At 71.5% G+C, this 20714-nt stretch carries 14 protein-coding genes and 1 tRNA gene; 11 read left to right on the top strand and 4 right to left on the bottom strand.

Going from position 1 to position 20714, the window contains the following annotated elements; all coding sequences use genetic code 11:
- Nucleotides 1-25 precede the first annotated feature (25 nt).
- The 4 genes from ACIBK8_RS04660 to ACIBK8_RS04675 all read left to right on the top strand — a co-directional run bounded on the left by ACIBK8_RS04660 (nt 26) and on the right by ACIBK8_RS04675 (nt 3220).
- Nucleotides 26-283 carry a hypothetical protein gene (locus tag ACIBK8_RS04660; protein WP_399040066.1) on the top strand — a complete coding sequence of 86 codons (258 nt, stop codon included), beginning with the start codon at nt 26-28 and terminating at the stop codon, nt 281-283.
- On the top strand, nt 276-1295 hold the full coding sequence (locus ACIBK8_RS04665; protein ID WP_399040067.1) for an alpha/beta hydrolase: 1020 nt from the start codon (nt 276-278) through the stop codon (nt 1293-1295). The genes ACIBK8_RS04660 and ACIBK8_RS04665 overlap by 8 nt, the downstream gene beginning before the upstream one ends.
- A gap of 209 nt (nt 1296-1504) precedes the next feature.
- A complete protein-coding gene (locus ACIBK8_RS04670) occupies nt 1505-2728 on the top strand; it encodes an alpha/beta fold hydrolase (protein ID WP_399040068.1) in 1224 nt (407 codons plus the stop codon).
- A 162-nt stretch (nt 2729-2890) separates the two neighbouring features.
- Nucleotides 2891-3220 carry a hypothetical protein gene (locus tag ACIBK8_RS04675; protein WP_399040069.1) on the top strand — a complete coding sequence of 110 codons (330 nt, stop codon included), beginning with the start codon at nt 2891-2893 and terminating at the stop codon, nt 3218-3220.
- Nucleotides 3221-5402: 2182 nt separating this feature from the next.
- On the opposite strand, the gene ACIBK8_RS04680 is transcribed toward ACIBK8_RS04675, so the two are convergent.
- Together ACIBK8_RS04680 and ACIBK8_RS04685 are read right to left on the bottom strand one after the other, a co-directional pair.
- The gene (locus ACIBK8_RS04680; protein WP_399040070.1) at nt 5403-5768 is read right to left on the bottom strand and encodes a hypothetical protein; all 366 of its coding nucleotides are present in this window, start codon (nt 5766-5768) and stop codon (nt 5403-5405) included.
- Between the two features lie 135 nt (nt 5769-5903).
- A tRNA-Arg gene (locus ACIBK8_RS04685) sits at nt 5904-5976 on the bottom strand.
- A 302-nt stretch (nt 5977-6278) separates the two neighbouring features.
- Here ACIBK8_RS04685 and ACIBK8_RS04690 point away from each other — a divergent pair.
- The 7 genes from ACIBK8_RS04690 (at nt 6279) to ACIBK8_RS04720 (ending at nt 16775) form a co-directional block, all read left to right on the top strand.
- Nucleotides 6279-8099 (top strand): ATP-binding protein, encoded by a 1821-nt coding sequence (locus ACIBK8_RS04690; protein ID WP_399040071.1) that lies wholly within the window; start codon nt 6279-6281, stop codon nt 8097-8099.
- A gap of 737 nt (nt 8100-8836) precedes the next feature.
- Entirely contained in the window at nt 8837-10936 is a 2100-nt protein-coding gene (locus ACIBK8_RS04695; RefSeq protein WP_399040072.1) for a GTPase, read from the top strand.
- Between the two features lie 296 nt (nt 10937-11232).
- Nucleotides 11233-11814, top strand: a complete 582-nt coding sequence (locus ACIBK8_RS04700; protein ID WP_399040073.1) for a single-stranded DNA-binding protein — start codon at nt 11233-11235, stop codon at nt 11812-11814.
- 378 nt (nt 11815-12192) lie between these two features.
- Nucleotides 12193-13587, top strand: coding sequence for an LAETG motif-containing sortase-dependent surface protein (locus ACIBK8_RS04705; protein ID WP_399040074.1), 1395 nt, complete (start codon nt 12193-12195; stop codon nt 13585-13587).
- A gap of 364 nt (nt 13588-13951) precedes the next feature.
- Nucleotides 13952-15616, top strand: a complete 1665-nt coding sequence (gene ettA / locus ACIBK8_RS04710; RefSeq protein WP_399040075.1) for an energy-dependent translational throttle protein EttA — start codon at nt 13952-13954, stop codon at nt 15614-15616.
- Between the two features lie 5 nt (nt 15617-15621).
- Nucleotides 15622-16056 (top strand): acyl-CoA thioesterase, encoded by a 435-nt coding sequence (locus ACIBK8_RS04715; protein WP_399040077.1) that lies wholly within the window; start codon nt 15622-15624, stop codon nt 16054-16056.
- Nucleotides 16053-16775, top strand: a complete 723-nt coding sequence (locus ACIBK8_RS04720) for a hypothetical protein (RefSeq protein WP_399040078.1) — start codon at nt 16053-16055, stop codon at nt 16773-16775. The genes ACIBK8_RS04715 and ACIBK8_RS04720 overlap by 4 nt, the downstream gene beginning before the upstream one ends.
- Nucleotides 16776-16845: 70 nt before the next feature.
- Here the strand turns inward: ACIBK8_RS04720 and ACIBK8_RS04725 are convergent, their stop codons facing one another.
- Both ACIBK8_RS04725 and ACIBK8_RS04730 read right to left on the bottom strand, forming a co-directional pair.
- Entirely contained in the window at nt 16846-17928 is a 1083-nt protein-coding gene (locus ACIBK8_RS04725; protein WP_399040079.1) for an ABC transporter ATP-binding protein, read from the bottom strand.
- The gene (locus ACIBK8_RS04730; protein ID WP_399040080.1) at nt 17925-20714 is read right to left on the bottom strand and encodes an FtsX-like permease family protein; all 2790 of its coding nucleotides are present in this window, start codon (nt 20712-20714) and stop codon (nt 17925-17927) included. Before ACIBK8_RS04730 ends, ACIBK8_RS04725 begins: the two co-directional genes overlap by 4 nt.

Raw genomic sequence — 20714 nt, forward strand, 5'->3', positions numbered from 1 at the left:
GGGCTCGACGACCGGAGGAATCGGCATGACCGTGAGGCGTACGAGGCGGCGGAACGACACCAGTTGGCAGCGTGCCCGCTTGCTGGTGGGCGTGATTCTGTTCGTGCAGGGCTTCGGATCCGCCCTCAGCGAGGCGCTGTGGAGCACCAGCTTCGGCGTGGCAGCCCTGCTCAGAGGGGCAGGGCTGCCGCACTGGACCGACCTGGCCATCGGCACCGTCGGCGCGGCACTACTCGGCTGGGCGCTGGCCATGCGCGGCACGGAACGGCGTACGCATGCCTGAGCCGACGAACACCGCATCACCGGGCGGGAGTTCACCCGGGCGCGCCCCGGCCCGCGCGGTCGGCCGGCGGGGCCTGTTGCGGGCAGGGACGGCCATCGCCGGGGTGGGGGCGGGCGCCGCGGCGGGAGCCGCGCTCAGCGCGTACGCCGGGCACGAGGGGGACACCGCCCGGGACCGGCCGGCCTTCCTCCTCGTGCACGGCGCCAACAGCAACGCCTACGCCTTCGCCCCCCTGATCGCCGCACTCACCCTGGCGGGCCACCGCGCCCTGGCCGTGGATCTCCCCGGCCACGGAGCGCAGGGAAACTTCCCGCTCTCCTACCAGGCGCCACAGGACCTGGCGGCGTTCGCGACCGCCCCCTCACCGGTCCTGTCCGGGACAACCCTGGAGGACAACGCCCGCCACGTCGCGGGCGTCGTGCGCCGCATGGCCCGGCAGGGACCGGTCGTCCTGGTCGGCCACAGCATGGGCGGTGCCACGATCACCCGGGTGGGCAACCACGTGCCGGATGCGATAGCGCGGCTGGTGTACCTGTCGGCGTTCTGCTGCGTCCGGATGCGCACCATCCTCGACTGCTTCCTGGTCCCGGAGGGCAGAGCGACGCTGCTCCCCACGATTCCGAGCGTGGGCAGCCCCGAGCGGACCGGAGTCCTCCGCAACAACTGGCGTTCCGCGGACGCCGACTTCGTCGCCAAGGCGAAGGCCGTCTTCGCCGCGGACTACGACGACGCGGCCTTCCGCAACGCGCTCAACACCTTCGAGCCGGACGAATCGGCCTCGCTCATCCGTGACGACGCCCGTGGCCACCCGGAGACCTGGGGCCGCATCCCCCGCAGCTACATCCGCTTCACCCGCGACCGCAGCCTCCCGCTCGCCCTCCAAAACCGGATGATCAAGGAGGCCGACACGGCAACTCCCCACAACCGCTTCGACGTCCACTCCCTGCCGGCCCCGCACCTGGGCCCTCTCGACCCGGCCCCCTTGGCCGCCGTCCTCGCGAAGCTGGCCTGACCCGACGGGCGCGATCACGGGCGGCCAAGGCGTACCACCTGCGCAAGGCCGAGCGGCAACAGACCGGTCAACTGCGCTCGTACAGAGCCTTTCCCGCCCCTCACTTCGTACCCCATCCGGGTCATACGACAAGCAATCTCTTCATCCGGCCGCCACGACTCGGGTAGCCAGTGGAGCTCTTCCTTTCCATCGACCACCGAGGAGCCCCCGTGCTGAGTCGCCGTGCCCTGGGCAGGCGTGCCGTCGCAACATTCATCGCCGCGGCCACCGCTGTTGTTCCCCTCACCCTGCAATCCTCCGCGGCAGCCGCCGCCGGCCGGCCGTTCTTCTACGAACCGCCGGCGAGGCTGCCCGCGCACAACGGCGACGTGATCCGCTCGGAGCCGTCCGCGTTCTACCTTGATTCCCTCAAGGCGATCAAGGTCAACGCGAGCGCCATCCGGATCATGTACCGCACCACCGACCGCGCCGGGAAGCCCATCGCGGTCACCGGCACCGTGCTCACCCCCAGGACCCACCGGCACGCCCCACGGCCGATCATCGCCTTCGCGCCCGGCACCCAGGGACTGGCGGACAAGTGCGCTCCCTCCCGCCAGTTGGCCGAGGGCACCGAGTACGAGGCGCTGCCCATCAAGGGCCTTCTCGACAAGGGCTATGCCGTCGTGGTGACCGACTACCAGGGGCTCGGCACCCCCGGAGTCCACACCTACATGAACCGCGAGGTGCAGGGCCGCGCGGTGCTGGACTCCATCCGGGCAGCCCAGCGCCTGGAAACCGCGAACCTCCCCGACTCCGGCCCGGTCGCCCTCTACGGCTATTCCCAGGGCGGCGGAGCGGCAGCGTCCGCGGCCGAACTCGCCCGCACCTACGCGCCGGAGCTGAAGATCAAGGGCGCCGTCGTCGGGGCACCCCCGGCGGACATGGACAAGGTGGCCGACAGCCTCGACGGCTCGGCCTACTCCGCGTTCTTCAACTACGCCTTCTCCGGACTCGCCGCCGGATACGGCATCGACACCGGCCCGTACCTGAACTCCCGCGGCAAGCAGGTGACAGACGACCTGCGGGACAACCAGTGCACGACGCAGGCCATCGGCAAGTACCCCTTCCTGGGATCCCGCTTGCTGACCGTGGACGGACGCCCACTGACGGAGCGCCTCAAGCGCGCTCCGTGGAAGGCGATCGTGGCCGAACAGAAGCTCGGCAACCGCAAGCCCGCGATGCCCATTCTGCTGTCCCACAGTGTCCTCGACGACGTGATCCCCCACCGGGTCGGCGAAAGCCTGGCCGCCGACTGGTGCCGCCGGGGCGCGACGGTGAAGTTCACCAGCAACTACATCCCCGGCCACATCGCCGCCACAGCGGGAACGAGCGCCGAAGGCGCCCCCTGGCTCGCAGACCGCTTCTCCGGCAAAGCCGCCCCGAGCACCTGCTGACGCTGGTCGCCGACCACGCACCACGTACGGCCGGCCCCCGACCAACTCTGCAGAAACCCCATTCTCCATAGGCCGATCAGACGAAGAGATGCCTCGTCCCTACCTGCCGACGGGTATACCAAAGGCGCCCCATCCGATTGTTGGCCAGGAGGAACGAAATCAATGCCTGATCCGGCGAATGACGCTGTGGCCCAACCCGTGGCCGAGTCTCCCCTCGCGGTCACTGAATTTGTGGCCTACGCGTACCACCTTTCCAATAAGCAGGGGGTGTTCACCACTCTGCTGAGTGCGCAAGGCGTCAACCGCTTCAGCGAGGTAGTGGGATCCATCGCTGAGCTTGACGCCCAGGACAGGCCCCAATTGGGGGATGCGGTCATGACCCTCCACAACGTAGTGCCGCAGGACAACAACACCGTGGCCGTGCGTGGCGAGGTCGCATGGCACACGCCTCTGAGGGTCAGGGTGCACATCATCGCCAGAAATGTGCGTTGAGGCCCGACCGGGCAAAGGAACCAACGAAGCCCCTCCGTCGCTGGTGTGATGAGTTGAACCACCACCAACGACGAGGGGCTTCGTCACGTCAACACCCCGATTTACCTTCCCATTTCGCACCTGCGAGCCAGATGAGAAAGAGCTTCACCGACAACACTCCGAGGCGTAACTCTTCTCCTAACTCTTCTCCTCGAAGCGCGGGTGGTGCGGCGGCTGAAGGCGTCGCACGGTGGGGGAGTGCCCTTCAAGACGAGAGACAGATGGACCTCTCGGCGCGATGCCCATGGCCGTCTTGTTGCGTGCGTATACGCGTGGGCGTGGCTCTCCTCGATGCGCCGTCCCCCCCCGGGATGGAGCGTCCCCCGGCCGCTGCGTACTGCAGACAGGAGCGCTCCGCTAACGAACGCGGAAGCGACTCCCCCCCTGCCCGCAAAGCGATGTCCGTCACCATCGCCACCCCAGCACAACAAGCACGCGCCCTTCCGCCGGGATCACACCCATCTGCCCCGCCTTGACCTGCGCAGCCAGTCGGCGACTGTGGCCCGGCCTGAGCTCCAGCCGCCCCACCCCTGCCACCACAAGCTCCGAGGCATCCACGAAACCGCCTTTGAGGTGCCTCCGGGGGCGCTACCGCTCAGCTCCTCCGGTCTTCTTCCTGTCGGCGCCGCTGGGCCCGACTGCGCATCAACTCCAGCAACAATATTGTGCGCCCATCGGACTTCTGGGGCCAAACGGCGCGAACCAGGAGAACGAAGGATGAGAGGACGGCAACGACCACCACGACGCCCCACGGCACCGAGTCCGGCAAATTGAACATGACTTTGAGCCTTCCGACCTGAATTGGCCGGCGGGTCACTTAGGCAGCCAGTACGGCGCTCCCCAGCGCACGACTGCTTTGCTTCCCGCCCCGGTAAGTCATCACGGGGAAGGCGGAGTTGGGGCCTCTGGGCGTGACCTGTGGTGATACTTCGATGGGGTCAGGTTTCCATACGGGTGTGTCATCGGTGCCCACCCTGCCCAGCAATCGTGATAGCAGGAGGATTAGAGCACGCACTAGGAAGCGCAGGAGGCACGCGACCAGTTCACCCAGAGCGGAAAGGAACTCTGCTACTGCGAGGCGTCGTTCGGTAGTCGTATGTGCGGAGCGCAGGTTCTCGGCAGCCGATTTGATGAGGGTGCGAGCATTGCTCCCCTCGTCGCACAGTGATACACCGCTGCGATAGAGGCAGAGTGCGAGCGAGGGATCGAATGCGCATTCCTCCGCACCAGGGTGCGGACTGGAAAGATCGCCACGCAACCCACGTTCAATTATGGCGACGTGTTGCAAAAGGCTCATTCGTGAGGTGGGGAGCCTAGTGTTCGTGATCCGGGGTTTCGCTGGCAAAGCTGGGGAAATGTCCGTGTACTGACTCTTCATTTCCCTCCCTGTGCTCACGCGTCGTGATTGAGAGTCTAGCGTGCAGCGCTGAATCCCCTCTCTGCGCAGGGTGTTGCCCGTGCCCGCAGTACCACTGTCCTTGTTTCCACGCGTCCCGGGCCGACGGCTCAAGTCCACCAAATCTGGCATGGGTATGACTGAAGTCGGCGCTGGGGCGGGCGCAGATTGCCCCGATAAGTCCACTATGGAGGGTCAGGAAATCGGATACCCAGTGATCGCCAGTGGCGAAGTGCTGAAGTGGCGAAGAGATCCAATCCACCCTACGGAGTCCAAATATCTCTTCTGTGCAAGTAACCCCGGCCCGCCCGCCACTCCGTCACTTCGTCACCGGGGCCGCCAAGATCCCGCACCCGACCGGCCAACTCCGGACCCCGCTCAGGCAATCCACTCACTAGATACAGGGTGAGGGCGGGATACCGCGCACCCTTCCGGCTACGCGCCATTCGGCGGACTGAGACCCCCTCGCCTACTGCCTGTGCGGCTCCCCGGTGTGGTTCTCCACCTGGGTTCTGAGCCCCGGGCTTGCCCGCCTGACCCAACTGGCAGAGGTGCGCCGTACCGGCCCGGCAACGGGAGATCCGGGGTAACCGGCAGAGTTCCCGGTTCGATCCCGGGGGCGGGCTCTGCCCATACCGCCCGTGGGGGCGCCTGAGTCGCCCATCAGTAACCCGCTCTTCGGGGTGGTCGAACGAGGTTGCAAGCTCGCTCAGGCGGGGCGGTATGGGTCCACATCGTTCAACCTACTCACGTGAGTAGGTAGGGGTCAGGGCTCTTCGGCACATCGTGGGCTTCGTAGTACCAGCGGAAGAAGCGGTTCAATGTCGCCGTCTCGCACGCTGTGAAATCGCCCTCCACCGCCTCCGCTGTCATCCAACGGCAGAGCACGAGGGCGGCCTTCCTGTACGAGTTGACCGTCTTCTCTTGGAAGGGGCGCCCGTGCTTGTTGTTCGTCGTCCGGAGGTGGAGGACGTAGTCGCTGAGCGTCGCGTCCCGGTCGGCAGCCCAGGAATTCGAGGGAGGGGCGGTCGCTGCTGCTCCGGCCCGTCCGGCGGCGCGGGAGTGGACCCGGAGTGGGCTCTTCAGAGCCCGGGTGGCTGTCTTGGCGGCCATGGCGTTCCCTTGTCAGGGGTGCTGATCAAGGGCCCGGTGGGGAAGGTTCAGTCCGCCAGGCACCTTGACCAACACCGTGTCAACGGTGAGCCTGACAACTCCCTGGGGGCGTTTCCCCAGGTCACCCGAGAAGAGCGCCCCCGGCAGGACTCGAACCTGCGGCCAAGTGCTTAGAAGGCACCTGCTCTATCCACTGAGCTACGGGGGCCGGTGGTGGACGTGGATCACGGACCGCGGACAAGGATAGGGGTCCGGGTGCCTCGTCCCGGTTGCTTCACCTCCGTGGCACGTTGTGGAGATTCCGTGAAGCGATCCTGATAATCGCAGGCGGGTACGAATCCTGCACCGGTTTTGGCCACTCACGCAGCGGGTGTTGTGCAGTCGTTATGCCTGTGCCCCACTTGTCTCGATCGTCTCACGTGACAGTCGTCCCGTTCTGTACCGTTTTTTACGGCGCGCACACAGGGGTATACGCTTCAAAAACCCAACGAAATTGGGCATTCTGCACATGTGGCGACCTTGGATGTACGACCCCGGCTCATCGACGCGCTGTCCGTACTGCGAGACCGCGTTGACGCCGCACGCTTTCCGCTGCCTCTAGGAGGCGCGGCGTGCGCCCGCCGCAGCAGGGCCGAGCTGCTCGCGCAGCTGGACGACTATGTGATGCCCCGGCTACGCGCGCCGCAGGCCCCGCTGCTCGCCGTCATCGGCGGTTCCACCGGGGCCGGCAAGTCGACGCTGGTCAATTCGCTGGTGGGGCGGCGGGTGTCGGAAGCCGGGGTGCTGCGTCCGACGACGCGGACGCCGGTGCTGGTCTGTCACCCCGACGACCGCCAGTGGTTCGCCGGCCGGCGGGTGCTGCCCCAACTGGCGCGCATCTGGGTGCCGGAACAGGACGGCGGCCGTCCGGAGGCGCCGGGCGGGCGGGGCCACCGGCGAGGCGAGGCGTATGGAGCCGGGGGCGGGGACGGGGGCGGTGGTGGCTACGCGGACGGGGGCGCTGGTGGCTACGCGCCATACGCGGCGTATGAGTCGTACGAGGTACATGAGGCGTATGGCGGCTACCGGGAGGGTGATGGGGAGGGGCGGGGGGCGGAAGGGGCCTCTGGGGAGTCCGGGATGCCTACGTTGCGGATCGAGACCGACCCGGCGTTGCCCAGCGGGCTGGCCCTCCTGGACGCCCCCGACATCGACTCCCTGGTGGCGGGCAACCGTGAACTCGCGGCCGAACTGATCTGCGCCGCCGACGTCTGGGTGCTCGTCACCACGGCCGCCCGGTACGCCGACGCGGTGCCCTGGCATCTGCTGCGTACGGCCAAGGAGTACGACGTCACTCTGGTGACCGTGCTCGACCGGGTGCCGCACCAGATCGCCGCCGACATCTCGGGGCGCTACGCGGCGCTCCTCCAGGACGCCGGCCTCGGCCATGTGCCGCGCTTCACCATCCCCGAGCTGCCCGAGTCGGCCGGCGGCGGCAGCGGGCTGCTGCCCGCCACCGCGGTCGCCGCCCTGCGCGACTGGCTGGCGCGGCATGCCCAGGACCCGCTCGCCCGGTCCGCCGCCGCGGACCGCACCGCGGCCGGCGTGATCGCCTCGCTGCGCAGCCGGCTGCCGGCGCTCGCGGGCGAGGCCGCGGCCCAGCATGCCGCGGCGCTGCGGCTGGCCGGCCGGGTCGATGGGGCGTACGAGGAGGCCGCTGAGCGGGTCCGTGAGGAGGTCGCGGCGGGCGAGGTGTTGTCCGGGGACGCGCGTGCCCACTGGCGCGATCACGCACTCGGTGGCCGCCCCGATGAGCTGCTGGACGCGCTGACCCATGGGCTCACGGCCCTGCTGTACTGCGCGGTGGAGCAGGCCGACGAACGGGTCGCCGATGCCTGGCGCCGTGACCCGGCCGCCGCGGACGTGTCGCCGACGGCCGCGGCCGGCACCGCGGGTGCGGCAGCGCGGCTCGGAGTCGTCGTACGGCATTGGCGTCGCTGCCTGGAGGAACTGGCGGACGAGGAGACCCGCGAGGCGTCCGGCGGACTCGCCGCAGACCGTCCGGGGGCCGTGGTGCCGGAGGAGCCGGCGGCGCTGCTGGCCACCGCACTGCTCGGCGGGCGGCGGGCGCGTACGGCGGGCGAGAGTCTCGCCGAACTCCTCGGGGCGCAGAGCGCGCTGCGGCTGTGCGACCGGGGCAACAGGCTGCTGACCAGGCACTTGGAACGCGCGCTCGACGCCGAGCGCGAGCGTCGGCTGGCACCGCTCGACCAGCTTTCCGTGCCGCCGGAACAGCAGGCCGAACTGATCGCCGCACTGTCCGTACTGCAGAGGGAGAAGGTGTCGTGGTGAGCGGGTGCACGGGACGTCCGGAGGGGATGGAGGGTCCGGAAGGTCCGGAGAGTCCTGAGTGCCCCGGGGGGCAGAGGAGTCAGAGGAGTTCTGAGTGGTGGGAGAGGGGGCCGTGGTCCAAGAGCACTGATGGCCTCGGTGAGAGTGCTGAGGGGGCGGGTGGCCCGGGGGCTTCGGAGAGCGGTGTGGGGGAGGGGACTTCGGCTGTGGGCTCGGCGTGTGGGGTGTGTGGGGTCTCCGGGATGTGCGGGGCGTGCCGGGCATGTGGCGAGAGGGTGGATGACCTGGTTCCGGACGAGGGCGTGGCGGAGCCAGGAGGTGAGGCGGAGGAAGGGGGCGTTCCGGAGCCGACGGGTGCGGGGACGGGCGGGCGTGGCTTTCTGCGGGGCGCGCGGTGGGACGACGGGCTGATCGCGCGACGGGTGCGGGCCGGTGCGTTTCCGCGGCCGGGCGGGCGGCGGCGCGAGGCCCAGGTGGAGCCTGCGGCAGATGCGGATGCAGATGCGGATGCGGAAGCGGTGGCGGAAGCGCTCGGCGGGATGGACGGCGTGGGTGGAGGGCCAGTTGTGGAGGTGGCGTGGGGCGTCGTGGGGCGTGGCGCCGTGCGTCCCGTGGATGAGGACGTGGAGCGGGGTGTCGTGGGGCGTGGTGCGGTGCGTCCCGTGGGCGAGGAGGCGGTGCGGGGCGCGGGGCGGGTAGGGGCCCAGAGGGACGTGCGGTCGGATGGGTGGCGTGCGATGGGCTCGGCGGTTGCGGAGGACAAGGCCGGCGGAGACGTACGGGTGCCGGGCGGGGAACGGTGCATTCCTGGGGATGTGCTGCTGCGGCGGCTGGACGCGCTGCGGGAGCTGATCGCGCTGTCCAGGACCCGGCTGGGCGGCGAGACGCTTGAGGAGGCGGGCCGGGTCCTGGATGCCGCCGACGAGCGGAGCCGGCTGTCCGCGGCGCACACGGTCGTCGCCCTCGCCGGAGCCACCGGCAGCGGCAAGTCCTCGCTGTTCAACGCGCTCGCCGGGGCGAACCGTTCGCAGGTCGGCGCGCGCCGGCCGACGACCTGCGAGCCGGTGGCCTGCGTCTGGCCGGGCGGCCCGGGTGCCGAGGGGCTGCTGAACCGGTTGGGTGTCCCGCCGCGCCGCCGCCATGTCCCCGGGGAGGCGGCCGGGGAAGCGGGTGAGGGCGGGCAGGGTGGTGCGGGTGGTGACGGGTTGCGGGGGCTCGTACTGCTGGATCTGCCCGACCACGATTCGGCGGAGACCGGCCATCGCGAACAGGTGGACCGGCTGCTGAAGTTGGTGGACGCGGTGATCTGGGTGGTGGACCCGGAGAAGTACGCGGACGCGGTGTTGCACGAGCGCTATCTGCGACCGCTGGCCGGCTATGCCGAGGTGACGTTCGTGGTGCTCAACCAGGTGGACCGGCTGCCCGGTGACGCCGCCGACCAAGTGGTGGACGATCTGCGCCGGCTCCTGGACGAGGACGGTCTTGCGCTCGGCGAACACGGTGAGCCGGGGGCGCAGGTGCTCGCGCTCTCCGCTGCGACGGGGGCGGGGATGGGTGAACTGCGGGACACGCTGGGCCAGTTCGTGGCCGACCGGGGGGCTGCGGAGCGACGGCTGGCCGCGGATGTGGACGCGACTGCCGAACGGCTGCGTCCCGCGTACGTGGCGGAGCGGCGGTTCGGGCTGACGGAGTGCGCCCGCGAGGAGTTCGACGACCGGCTGGCCGAAGCGGTCGGTGCGGTGGCGATGGGACGTGCGGCGGAACGCGACTGGCTGCGGCACGCGGACCGCGCCTGCGGCTCCCCGTGGACGCGGCTGCGAAGCCGGGGCCCGGCTCCGTGGACGCGCGGGGAACGGCGGGATGGCGCGGGCGGGAGGCCGGGCGGAACGGCTGACGGGATGACCGATGGGACGGCGGGTGGAACGGTCGATGGGACGGAGGGTGGGACGGTTGATGGGACGGCGGATGGGATGGCCGACGGGACGGTCGGTGTGGAGGTCGGGGGGCGGCCTGGGACGGTTGCGAGCCTCCGATCGGTGGTCGTGAGGGCGGGTGGCCTGCGGAGGAAGCCCGGGAAGCGCGGGACGCCGGGCGGCGGTGGAACGCCGGGAATCCCGGGCAGTCCGGGAACCCCGGGCAATCCTGGAACGGCTGGAACGGCTGGAACGGCTGGAACGGCTGGAACGGCTGGAACGGCTGGAACGGCGTTCGGTGTGCGTTCGGGGTGGAAGGCGCGGGGCGGGGCGGTACGGGGGGATGGGACGGGTGCCGGGGCGGGTACGGCGCGGGACTTGGGAGGGCGGGCGGCGGCGCGGCCTGTTGTGGAACAGGCGGTGCGGTCGGTAGCGGGTGAGGCGGCTCGTGGGCTGCCGGAGTCGTGGGCGCAGGCCGTGCGGGAGGCGGCGGGGCGGGGCGCGGAGGGGCTGCCGGTGGCGTTGGACGAGGTGGCGGCGGATGCGGAGGCGGCGCTGCGGGACGGGCCGAAGGCGCGGCCTCGGTGGTGGATGGTGGCGGGGGCGTTGCAGGGCCTGATGTTCGTTCTTCAGGTCGTGGGTCTGCTGTGGCTGCTGGGGGTGCTCACGGGGCTGGCGGATGCGGAAGCGTGGGTGGCGGCGCTGGTGCCTGCGGTCGTCGGCTCGGTGGGCGGGCCCGCTCTGACGTGGCTGTGCGGGGTGGCGGCGCGCGGTCCCGCCCGGCGGCACGGCCAGGAGACCGAGCGCAGGCTGCGGGAGACGGCTGCGGGGTGCGGGCGGGCGCGGGTGCTCGAACCGGTCGCCGCCGAACTGCTGCGATACCGCGAGGTGCGTCAGCAGTACGCGGTGGCGTCGGGGGCCTGAGTACGCGGGTATGGGCGCGGCCGAGCCTTCCGGAGGCTCGGCCGCGTTCTCCATTAGGTATCTCCTCGTCGCGATGTGCCCCTTGGCGTCTGCTTGTTGGGGGGATTACGCAGCCTCTTCGCCGCCGTCAGGCCCTCGTCCGGGTGACCGGGTTATCCACAGTCGGGTGGTCGTCCACAGCCCGGAGCGGGGATTGCGGAATGCGTGCAGCATGAGATCAGCGCACGGCGAGAGCGGTGGGTGACAGCGGATGACGGGCGCCGTACGACGCGGCGCGGACGGGGGAAGTGGGCGCGATGAACGACACGTTGGTGACTTTGGTGGGGAATGCCGCGACGGCGGTGGAGCATCGGCAGACCGCGGCGGGGATGGCGGTGGCGCGATTCCGGCTCGCGGCGACTTCGCGGCGGTGGGACAAGGCGCGGGAACGCTGGACGGACGGCGAGACGAGCTTTTATACGGTCAGGGCGTGGCGGGCGCTCGCCGACAATGTCGCGGCATCGGTGGCGGTGGGTGAACCGCTTTTGGTGCAGGGGAGGTTGCGGCTGAGGGAGGGGGAGCAGCCGCCGGAGCGCGGTGGGGCGCGCTGGTTCGCGGCGGAGGTCGATGCGTTGGCGATCGGTCATGACCTTTCCCGGGGTACCGCCGCCTTCCGGCGGTCGCCGCGAGCGCGCACGGAGCAGGTGCCGGTCCAACAGGCCCCGGGCGGGCGGGTGTCAGGCTCTGCCGTCGTCCCGGAAACGGGTGCGGGCGAGAGTGCGGAGGCGGGCGCGGCCGGTTCTTCGGGAGATGGCGATGGCGATGTGGTGGAGGGGGCGGGGGTGCAGGGCGGGCACCGGTTGAATTCTCCACTTCCTGGGATAGCGCACGGCAGTTGACCGGGGAGGCGGGGCTTATGGGAAATGCGGGAGGGGGGAGAGATCGCGTTAGGCGAGGTGTGGCACGGGGCGGGCGAGGCGATTTACCGCAGTCGGGGCCTCAAGTGGCCAGGTGTGTCCCGGCGGTTTGCCGGAGAAGGTGGCAGTGCCCTGAAAAGTCCCGGCGATTTGTCGATAATGCCAGGTCATTCGTACGGCAGTCGGTAACGATTGCGATTCGGATCGAGTGCGGGAAGCCAATCCTGGGGACCGTCATGCGCCCGCTCTCTAGGATCCGACGAGTACTCACGGGGGCTGATGTGTTCAGCTGTTGAGTTCTTTGGGATCTTTCCGGCGAGGCTCCTCCCCACTCGACCGCCTCGCCCAGAGGGGAAATTCATGCTTTCGAAGAAGGGGCGGGGCGCAGCCCGCCTTGCCGCAGCGGTCATGGCCTCGGGCCTGGTCGCCGCGGGCGCGATAGCCACCGCGGGGCCTGCCGCGGCGGATGACACGACCTCCGCGCACGGCGGTGCCACCGCCACGCTCGGCGGCCTGAAGGTTTACGACCAGGCGGTCGTGCACGGCCAGGGTGGGGACCAGCCCCTCGGCGCCGGCCTTTTCGAGATGTCGGTCGACAACGGCGGCACGCTGCAGACGTACTGCATCGACATCCACAACCCGACGCAGCAGCAGGCGAAGTACCAGGAAGTGCCGTGGAGCGCGTCGTCGCTGCACAACAACGCGGACGCCGGCAAGATCCGTTGGATCCTGCAGAACTCCTACCCGCAGGTGAACGACCTGGAGGCGCTGGCCAAGAAGGCCGACGCCGGGCACCTCACCGAGAAGACCGCGGCGGCCGGAACCCAGGTCGCGATCTGGCGCTTCTCCGACCACGCCAAGGTTGACGCGGTCGACCCGGCGGCCGAGAAGCTCGCCGACTACCTCCAGAAGAGCGCGCAGAACCTCTCCGAGCCGAAGGCGTCGCTGACGCTGACCCCGCCGGCCGTCTCCGGTAAGTCCGGCAACCGCCTCGGTCCGGTCACCGTGCACACCAACGCGGACAGCGTCACGGTCGCCCCGGCCGCGGACGTGCCGTCCGGCGTCAAGGTCGTCGGCAAGGACGGCAAGCCCGTCACCAGCGCCGCCGAAGGCAGCCAGCTGTTCTTCGACGTGCCCGCGGGCGCGGCCGACGGCACCACCTCGCTGACCGCCCAGGCCGCGACCAAGGTCCCGGTCGGCCGTGCCTTCACCGGCATCGGCGAGCACGCCAAGAGCCAGACCCAGATCCTGGCCGGCTCCAGCGAGTCCACCGTCTCGGCCGCCGCGACCGCCTCGTGGAAGAAGCAGGGCGCCATCCCGGCGGTCACCGCCGAGAAGAACTGCTCCAAGGGCGGCGTGGACGTCACGGCGTCCAACAAGGGCGACGAGGTGTTCCGCTTCGCGCTCTCGGGCAAGAAGTACGAGGTCGCGCCGGGTGCGTCGCGGACCGTGACGGTGCCGGTCGGCGAGGACCAGCCGTACAAGATCGCGGTCAAGGGCGAGGGCGGTTTCGAGAAGACCTTCTCCGGCGTCCTGGACTGCAAGACCGCGGGTTCCGGTGGCGGCAAGCCCACCCCGCAGCCGAGCCCGGCCTCGGTCGGCGGCACCAACGGTGGCGAGACCGGCGGCGGTGACCTCGCCGAGACCGGTTCCAGCAGTGCCACGCCGGTGATCGCGGGCATCGCGGTCGTGCTGGTCCTGGTCGGCGGCGGCTCGGTCTTCTTCCTCCGTAAGAAGAAGTCCGGCACCGCGTAGTGAGCGGGCGCTGAGACCACACCGGCGGCCCCGGAGCGCAGGAGCGCTCCGGGGCCGCCGGCGTGTGTGGCGTGGCGGAGTGCGGTGCGGTGCGGCGGGGCAACGGCCTGGGAGTGCCGGGTGGGGGGGGGCGGCGGACCCGTCGGGAAGGCGCAGGTGGGCACCGGGGCTGAAGGGCCGGGGAGGGGCGGTTGTGGCGGGTGGGGGGAGGTCCCGGGGCGGTGGTCTCGGCTACTCGTTTTCTTCAGGGCACGGCCGTACGGCAAGATGGGTGTATCTGCCCTCGCGCGGCCACGCCGCACCATGGCCCACGCGGCGGAGCCGCATACAGACCTGATAGATCCAGACTGCCGGACGGTTTCTCTTGGCTGAGTACATCTACACGATGCGCAAGACGCGCAAGGCGCACGGCGACAAGGTCATCCTCGATGACGTGACGCTGAGCTTCCTGCCGGGCGCGAAGATCGGTGTTGTGGGCCCCAACGGCGCCGGTAAGTCCACGGTGCTGAAGATCATGGCCGGTCTTGAGCAGCCGTCGAACGGTGACGCGTTCCTCTCCCCTGGCTACACCGTCGGCATGCTCCTCCAGGAGCCGCCGCTCGACGAGTCCAAGACGGTGCTGCAGAACGTCCAGGACGGCGCCGCCGAGATCATGGGCAAGCTGCACCGCTTCAACGAGGTCGCCGAGCTGATGGCGACCGACTACTCCGACGCGCTGATGGAGGAGATGGGCAAGCTCCAGGAGGACCTCGACCACGCCAACGCGTGGGACCTGGACACCCAGCTGGAGCAGGCCATGGACGCGCTGGGCTGCCCGCCCGGCGACTGGCCGGTCACCAACCTCTCCGGTGGTGAGCGCCGCCGCGTCGCGCTGTGCAAGCTGCTCCTTGAGGCGCCCGACCTGCTGCTCCTCGACGAGCCCACCAACCACCTGGACGCCGAGTCCGTGCAGTGGCTTGAGCAGCACCTCGCGAAGTACCCCGGCACCGTCGTCGCCGTCACCCACGACCGGTACTTCCTCGACAACGTCGCCGGCTGGATCATGGAGCTGGACCGCGGTCGCGCCCACGGCTACGAGGGCAACTACTCCAAGTACCTGGAGACCAAGCAGGCCCGTCTCAAGGTCGAGGGCCAGAAGGACGCCAAGCGGGCGAAGCGTCTGAAGGACGAGCTGGAGTGGGTCCGCTCGAACGCCAAGGGGCGGCAGGCCAAGTCCAAGTCGCGTCTGGCGCGTTACGAGGAGATGGCCGCCGAGGCCGACAAGATGCGGAAGCTGGACTTCGAGGAGATCCAGATCCCGCCGGGCCCGCGCCTGGGCAACATCGTCGTCGAGGTCGAGAACCTCTCGAAGGCGTTCGGCGAGAAGGTGCTGATCGACGACCTGTCGTTCACGCTGCCCCGCAACGGCATCGTCGGCGTCATCGGCCCGAACGGCGCGGGCAAGACCACGCTGTTCAAGATGATCCAGGGCCTGGAGTCGCCCGACGGCGGTTCGATCAAGGTCGGCGACACCGTCAAGATCTCCTACGTCGACCAGAGCCGCGAGAACATCGACCCCAAGAAGACCCTGTGGGCCGTGGTCTCCGACGAGCTGGACTACATCAACGTCGGTCAGGTCGAGATGCCGTCGCGGGCGTACGTCTCCGCGTTCGGCTTCAAGGGCCCGGACCAGCAGAAGCCCGCCGGGGTGCTGTCCGGCGGTGAGCGCAACCGCCTCAACCTCGCGCTCACCCTCAAGCAGGGCGGCAACCTCCTGCTCCTCGACGAACCGACCAACGACCTCGACGTCGAGACCCTGTCGTCGCTGGAGAACGCGCTCCTCGACTTCCCCGGCTGCGCCGTGGTCGTCTCCCACGACCGCTGGTTCCTGGACCGCGTCGCCACGCACATCCTGGCGTACGAGGGCGAATCCAAGTGGTTCTGGTTCGAGGGCAACTTCGAGTCGTACGAGAAGAACAAGGTCGAGCGCCTCGGCGCGGACGCGGCCCGCCCGCACCGTGCGACGTACAAGAAGCTGACCCGGGGCTGAGCCGCGTGCGACACCACTACTCCTGCCCCCTGCGCTGGTCCGACATGGATGCCTTCGGCCATGTCAACAACGCGGTCTTCGTCCGCTACCTCGAAGAGGCGCGGATCGACTTCATGGCCCGGCTGGCGCCGGGGGGCGGCAGTGTGTCGTTCACCGGCGGGTCCGTCGTGGCCCGCCACGAGATCGACTACGTACGCCCGTTGGTGCACCGGCACGCCCCGGTGACCATCGAGCTGTGGGTCACGAAGATCAGTGCCGCGTCGATGACCGTCGGCTACGAGGTCAAGGACGAGGACACGCTCTACCTCCGCGCCACGACCGTCGTCGTCCCCTACGACTTCGCCGAGGAGCGCCCGCGCCGCCTCACCGCGGAGGAGAAGGCGTACCTGAAGGAATACCTGGACGACGCCGCGCAGGCGAAGGGGGCCGTCGCTCGATGACGGTGCTGCGTCTGGCCGACGCGGGGGAGGCGGCGGACCTCGCCGCCTTCCTGGCCCGGCTGATCCACTACGACAAGGCCGCGGCGGTACGCCTCCAGGCCGGTGACGGTGTGCTGGCCGTGTTCGGCCGGCCGCCGTCGTTCGAGGTGCTGGCGATCCGCACCGCCCGGCTCGCCGAAGGGCAGCGCCCTGCCCTGGACGCCACCGTCTCCGCGGGGGAACTCCTCGAAGGGATCCAGGAAGCGGCGGACACGCTGACGGTGCCCGCCGCCGTCACAGGACCGCCGTGGGCCGGTGTGCTGCCGCCGCGCGGCGGCTGGCGACGGGTGCCGGGGCTGCCCGCGCCCGATGCCCTGGTCCGCGCGGTGGCCGCGGCCGTCGCCGAATTCCGCGCCCGGGACGAGGCGTTGGCCCCCCAGGAGCGCACCCGCGCGGCCCGGGACCGTATCGGCAGGGAGATCTGGTCGCGCACCCTCGGCGACACCCACCTCCCGCTGCGCGCCGTGCACGCCGCCCAGTCGCTGGGCTTCCTGCGCCCGGCGCAGGTCGCGGCCGGGTCCGGCGGCGGGGTACTGACCGCGCCCGCCGCGCAGCCGCCCACCCTGCTGGCCGCGGGCGGCTGGCTGCGGCTGAGCACCGCCTACGGCTCGATCGCGGTCCGCGCGGCGGGTCCGGCGGAGCTGACCGGACTGTCGGGGCTGACGGTCACACCGACCTGAGCGGCGGTCCCGGGCGTGCCCGGTGGGGCGCCACGAGGCCACGACGCCACGGCGACCTGCCGGAACTCCGCTATGCGCCGTCGTCCCGTGCCCGTGCCGCGCCGTCGGCCGTGCGGTCGGACCAGACGCCGATGTGGTCGCTCTCCAGCTCCAGCAGCACCCGGTGTTCCATGCCCAGGCTGCCGGTGTAGTCGGCGGGCAGTTGCAGCCGTCCGGCGCGGTCGAGCATCGCGTACTCCTGGGCGACCAGCGACTCCTGGCCGGTCGACGCGTCCCGTTCGGTGCGGCGCAGCACCTCGGACGAGGTGCGGCCGTCGCGGATGGCGACGGTGCGCCGTACCTCGGACGCCACCGCCTGGTCGTGGGTGACGATCACGATCGTGGTGCCCAGTTCCTCGTTGGCGGTGCGGAACGCGGAGAAGACCTGCTCGGCGGTGTGCGAGTCCAGTTCGCCGGTCGGCTCGTCGGCCAGCAGGACCGACGGGGTGTTGGCCAGGGCGACGGCGATGGCGGTGCGCTGCGCCTCGCCGCCGGAGAGCTGGTGCGGGCGGCGGTCGCGGCAGTGGCCGATGGCGAGCATCGACAGCAGCCGCTCGGCCCGCCGCGTCCGCTCCGCCCGCCGCAGCCCGCCGCGCAGCCGCATCGGCAGCGTGACGTTCTGGAGGGCGGTGAGGTACGGCAGGAGGTTGCGGGTGGTCTGCTGCCAGACGAAGCCGACGACGTCGCGGCGGTAGTCGAGGCGGGCCGCGGCGCCCATCGTCAGCAGGTCACGGCCGGCGACCCGGGCGGCGCCCGCGGTCGGCACGTCGAGCCCGGCCAGGATGTTCATCAGCGTCGACTTGCCGCTGCCCGACGCCCCCACCAGGGCCATCAACTCGCCTTCCGCGACCAGCAGATCGAGGCCCTGGAGCGCCTGCACCTCCACCCCGTCGGTGGCGAAGACCCGCACCAGGCGGTCGCAGGCGATCAGCGCGTCGTGACCGTAGGCGGGCCTGCCGCGCCGGGACGCGGCCCGCCGCTCCAGCTCGGCGAGGCTCGCGGGGCCGGGGGACGGCGGGGCCGCGGCCGGTTCACCCGGGTCACCCGGTTCACCTGGTTCGTTCGGCTCGTCCGGTTCCGCCGGTTCCGGTGCGGTGCGTTCGGTCCGGGTCATCGGGTGTCTCCCGCTCTCCACTCGGTGCTCGCGTGCCGTCGTCCGCTCAGCCACGCCTGGGTCAGTGCCACGGCCAGGGCCAGGACCACCACCGCCACCGACGGCAGCAGCAGGGACGCGGGGTCGGTGCGCAGGTGTACGGTGCCCGCCTCGTCGCCCGACGCGCCGGGGAAGGCGAGCGGGGCGAGGTCGGTGCCAGGACCCAGCAGGCGGATCGCGGCCACGCCGACCAGCGCGCCGCCCAGCGCCGCCAACAGCGCCTGCGGCAGCGCCTCCAGGACCATCAGCCGCCGCCCCTGCCGCGCGGTCAGCCCCAACGTCCGTAGTCTCCCCAGGAGTTGGGCACGCTCCGGCGCGGCCTGGAGCAGCGACAGCAGCAGCGCGAGCAGCGCGAATCCGGCGCCCGCGCCGACCGCGGCCGTGTACAGCCGCTGCGCGCCCTCCTGGAGCGGCGGATCGGCGAGCCCGGCCCGCGCCTCGGCGCGCAGGGTGGTGTGGACGGACGCGCCCGCCGGGGTGTGCGCGCGGACCGCGGCGCGCAGCGCACCGGGGTCGGGCGAACTGCCGGACGCCAGCAGCAGGGTGGGCCCCAGCGCCTTGTCGGTGACGCTGTCCGGGTGCAGCCTGGCCACTCCCGCCACGTCGAGCACGATGAAGTCGCCGCCGGGCAGCGCCGGGGTGTCGGCGCGTACCGCCACCGGGCGGACCGTGATCTGGCCCGCTTCCGGTTGCAGGGTCATGGGGGAGTGCCCGAAGCGGGTGACGACGCCGGGGGACACCAGGGCGGGCAGCGGCCCGCTGCCACCGGGGTCGTCCAGGAGTCCCGCGGGGAAGGCGCCGAGGCCGGTGGCGCGGGAGAGCCCGGCGTAGCGGTCGGCGTCCGCGATCACCAAGGTCAGCGGCGGCCCGCTGTCCGCCGCGGCCTGGATGCCGAGCTGTACGGGCACCGCGCCGGTGACACCCGGCACCTTCGCCACGGCGGCGGCCAGCGCCTTCGGCAGCGGAGCGTCGCCGGAGATCCGTGCCTCGGCGCCGACCGCGGCGAGCGCCGCGCGGTCCCTGCCGTGCGCCACCCCCGCCAGCACCGAACCGCCGAACGACGCGGTGGTCAGCGCCACCAGCAGCGCCAGCAGCGGCAGTCCGGCGGTGGCCGGGGCGCGGCCAGCGCGGGCCAGCGACAGGAAGCCGAGCAGCCCCGCCGTACGGGCCGCAGGCCGCACGGCGAGCCGCAGCGGCAGCGGGTAGAGCCGGAGCAGCACCAGCGCGGCGATCACCCCGATCAGCACCGGCGCCGCGCTCGCCAGGGCGTCCACCCCGCCGGACGCGGTGCCGCGGCTGCGCAGCGCGAGCACCGCGACGGCCGCCAGCACCACGACGGTCAGTTCGGCGACCGTACAGCGCCGGGAAGGACGGGCGGCGGCCAGGTCCTCCCGGCCCGCCGGGCGCGGGCGGCGGTGCGCGACGGCGGCCCGCAGCGGCAGCGCCAGGGTGCCCACCACACCGACGCAGGCCGCGGCGAGCACGGGGACGGCGGTCCGCTCGCCGGGCACCAGGAGCAGCGCAAGACCTCCGCCGACCGCGGCGCCGGGCAGCGCAGCCGCCGCCGTGGCCGCCGCCAGCCGCCCGGTCAGCCCGGCGAGGGAGGCGCCGCGGGCCCGCAGCAGCGCGAGTTCGGAACGGCGTCCGGCGGCGGTCAGCGCGCCGGTCATCAGCAGCACCACGGCGGCGACGGTGCCGACGCCGAACGCGGCGACCGCGATCACCGGGGCGACCGTGGCGCGGGTCCGCTCGAAGGCGTCGATGAGGCCGTCGGCCGGTGTGTCGGTGACCGCACCCTCGCCCGCGACGGAACGGATCCGGGCGAGTCCTGCGCCGTGTTCGACGGAGAGCAGCAGGTCCCGCAGGGCGGGCGCCTGACGCGCGGTCAGGGCCCGCCCGTCCAGCTCGTACCACCAGTACTTCTCGGGCTTGCCGGGGGCGGCGGACGCGAGCCGGGGGCCGTCGCCGGGGTGCAGCAGCAGGCCCGCCTGCCAGTACCGCAGCGGCGGGGGGCCGTCCGTCGTGGCCCGGCTCGGCGTGGCCAGCGGAGCGTCCACGGACCAGTACGCGTCCTCGGGGGCGCGCGGGGTGAACAGGCCGCAGATCCGTACCGTCAGGCCGTCGAGGTGCAGGGTGCTGCCGACGCGCAGGCCGAGGGTGCGGGCGCTCGCCGTGCTGACCGCGGCCTGGAGGGTGCGGGCTCCGGGCGCCGCGGCCCGGGGCAGCCGGCCCGTGACGCGGGTGCTGTGCGCCGCAAGACCTGACGCGGCGGCGACCGTGAAGCGGGGCGGCTCACCGTCGGGCCGGGGCAGCCAGGAGTCCCGGGCGGCGAGCGGCGTGGTGGTGCGCACGCCGTGCACGGAACGGCCGGCGGCGACGCGCAGCGGGTCGGTGAACCGGCCGCGGATCGCCCGGTCCTGGCGGTCGGTCTCCCGGGCGGCGAACGCGGCACCGGGGGCGCCGGACACGTCGTCGCGCGCGAGCGAGATCTGCAACGTCCGCTGCTCGGCGACGACCGACGTCAGCGCCTGCCGCGCGCCTCGGGTCTCGTACGCGTCCACCGCGCGCGGGAACGCCGCGGCGAGGAACGCGGTGACCAGCACCAGGACACCGAGACCCAGCGTGGGCCCGTGCCGCCCCGCCCGGAGCGCGCCGGACGCGGCGCGCAGGCGGTGACGGAACCGGCCGGGCCGCGCGGCGGCGCTCCCCGGCGCCCGGCACCGGTCCTCGTGGTCGGGACGGCTCAT

This window comes from Streptomyces sp. NPDC050161 (assembly GCF_044460025.1).
Lineage (GTDB): Bacteria > Actinomycetota > Actinomycetes > Streptomycetales > Streptomycetaceae > Streptomyces.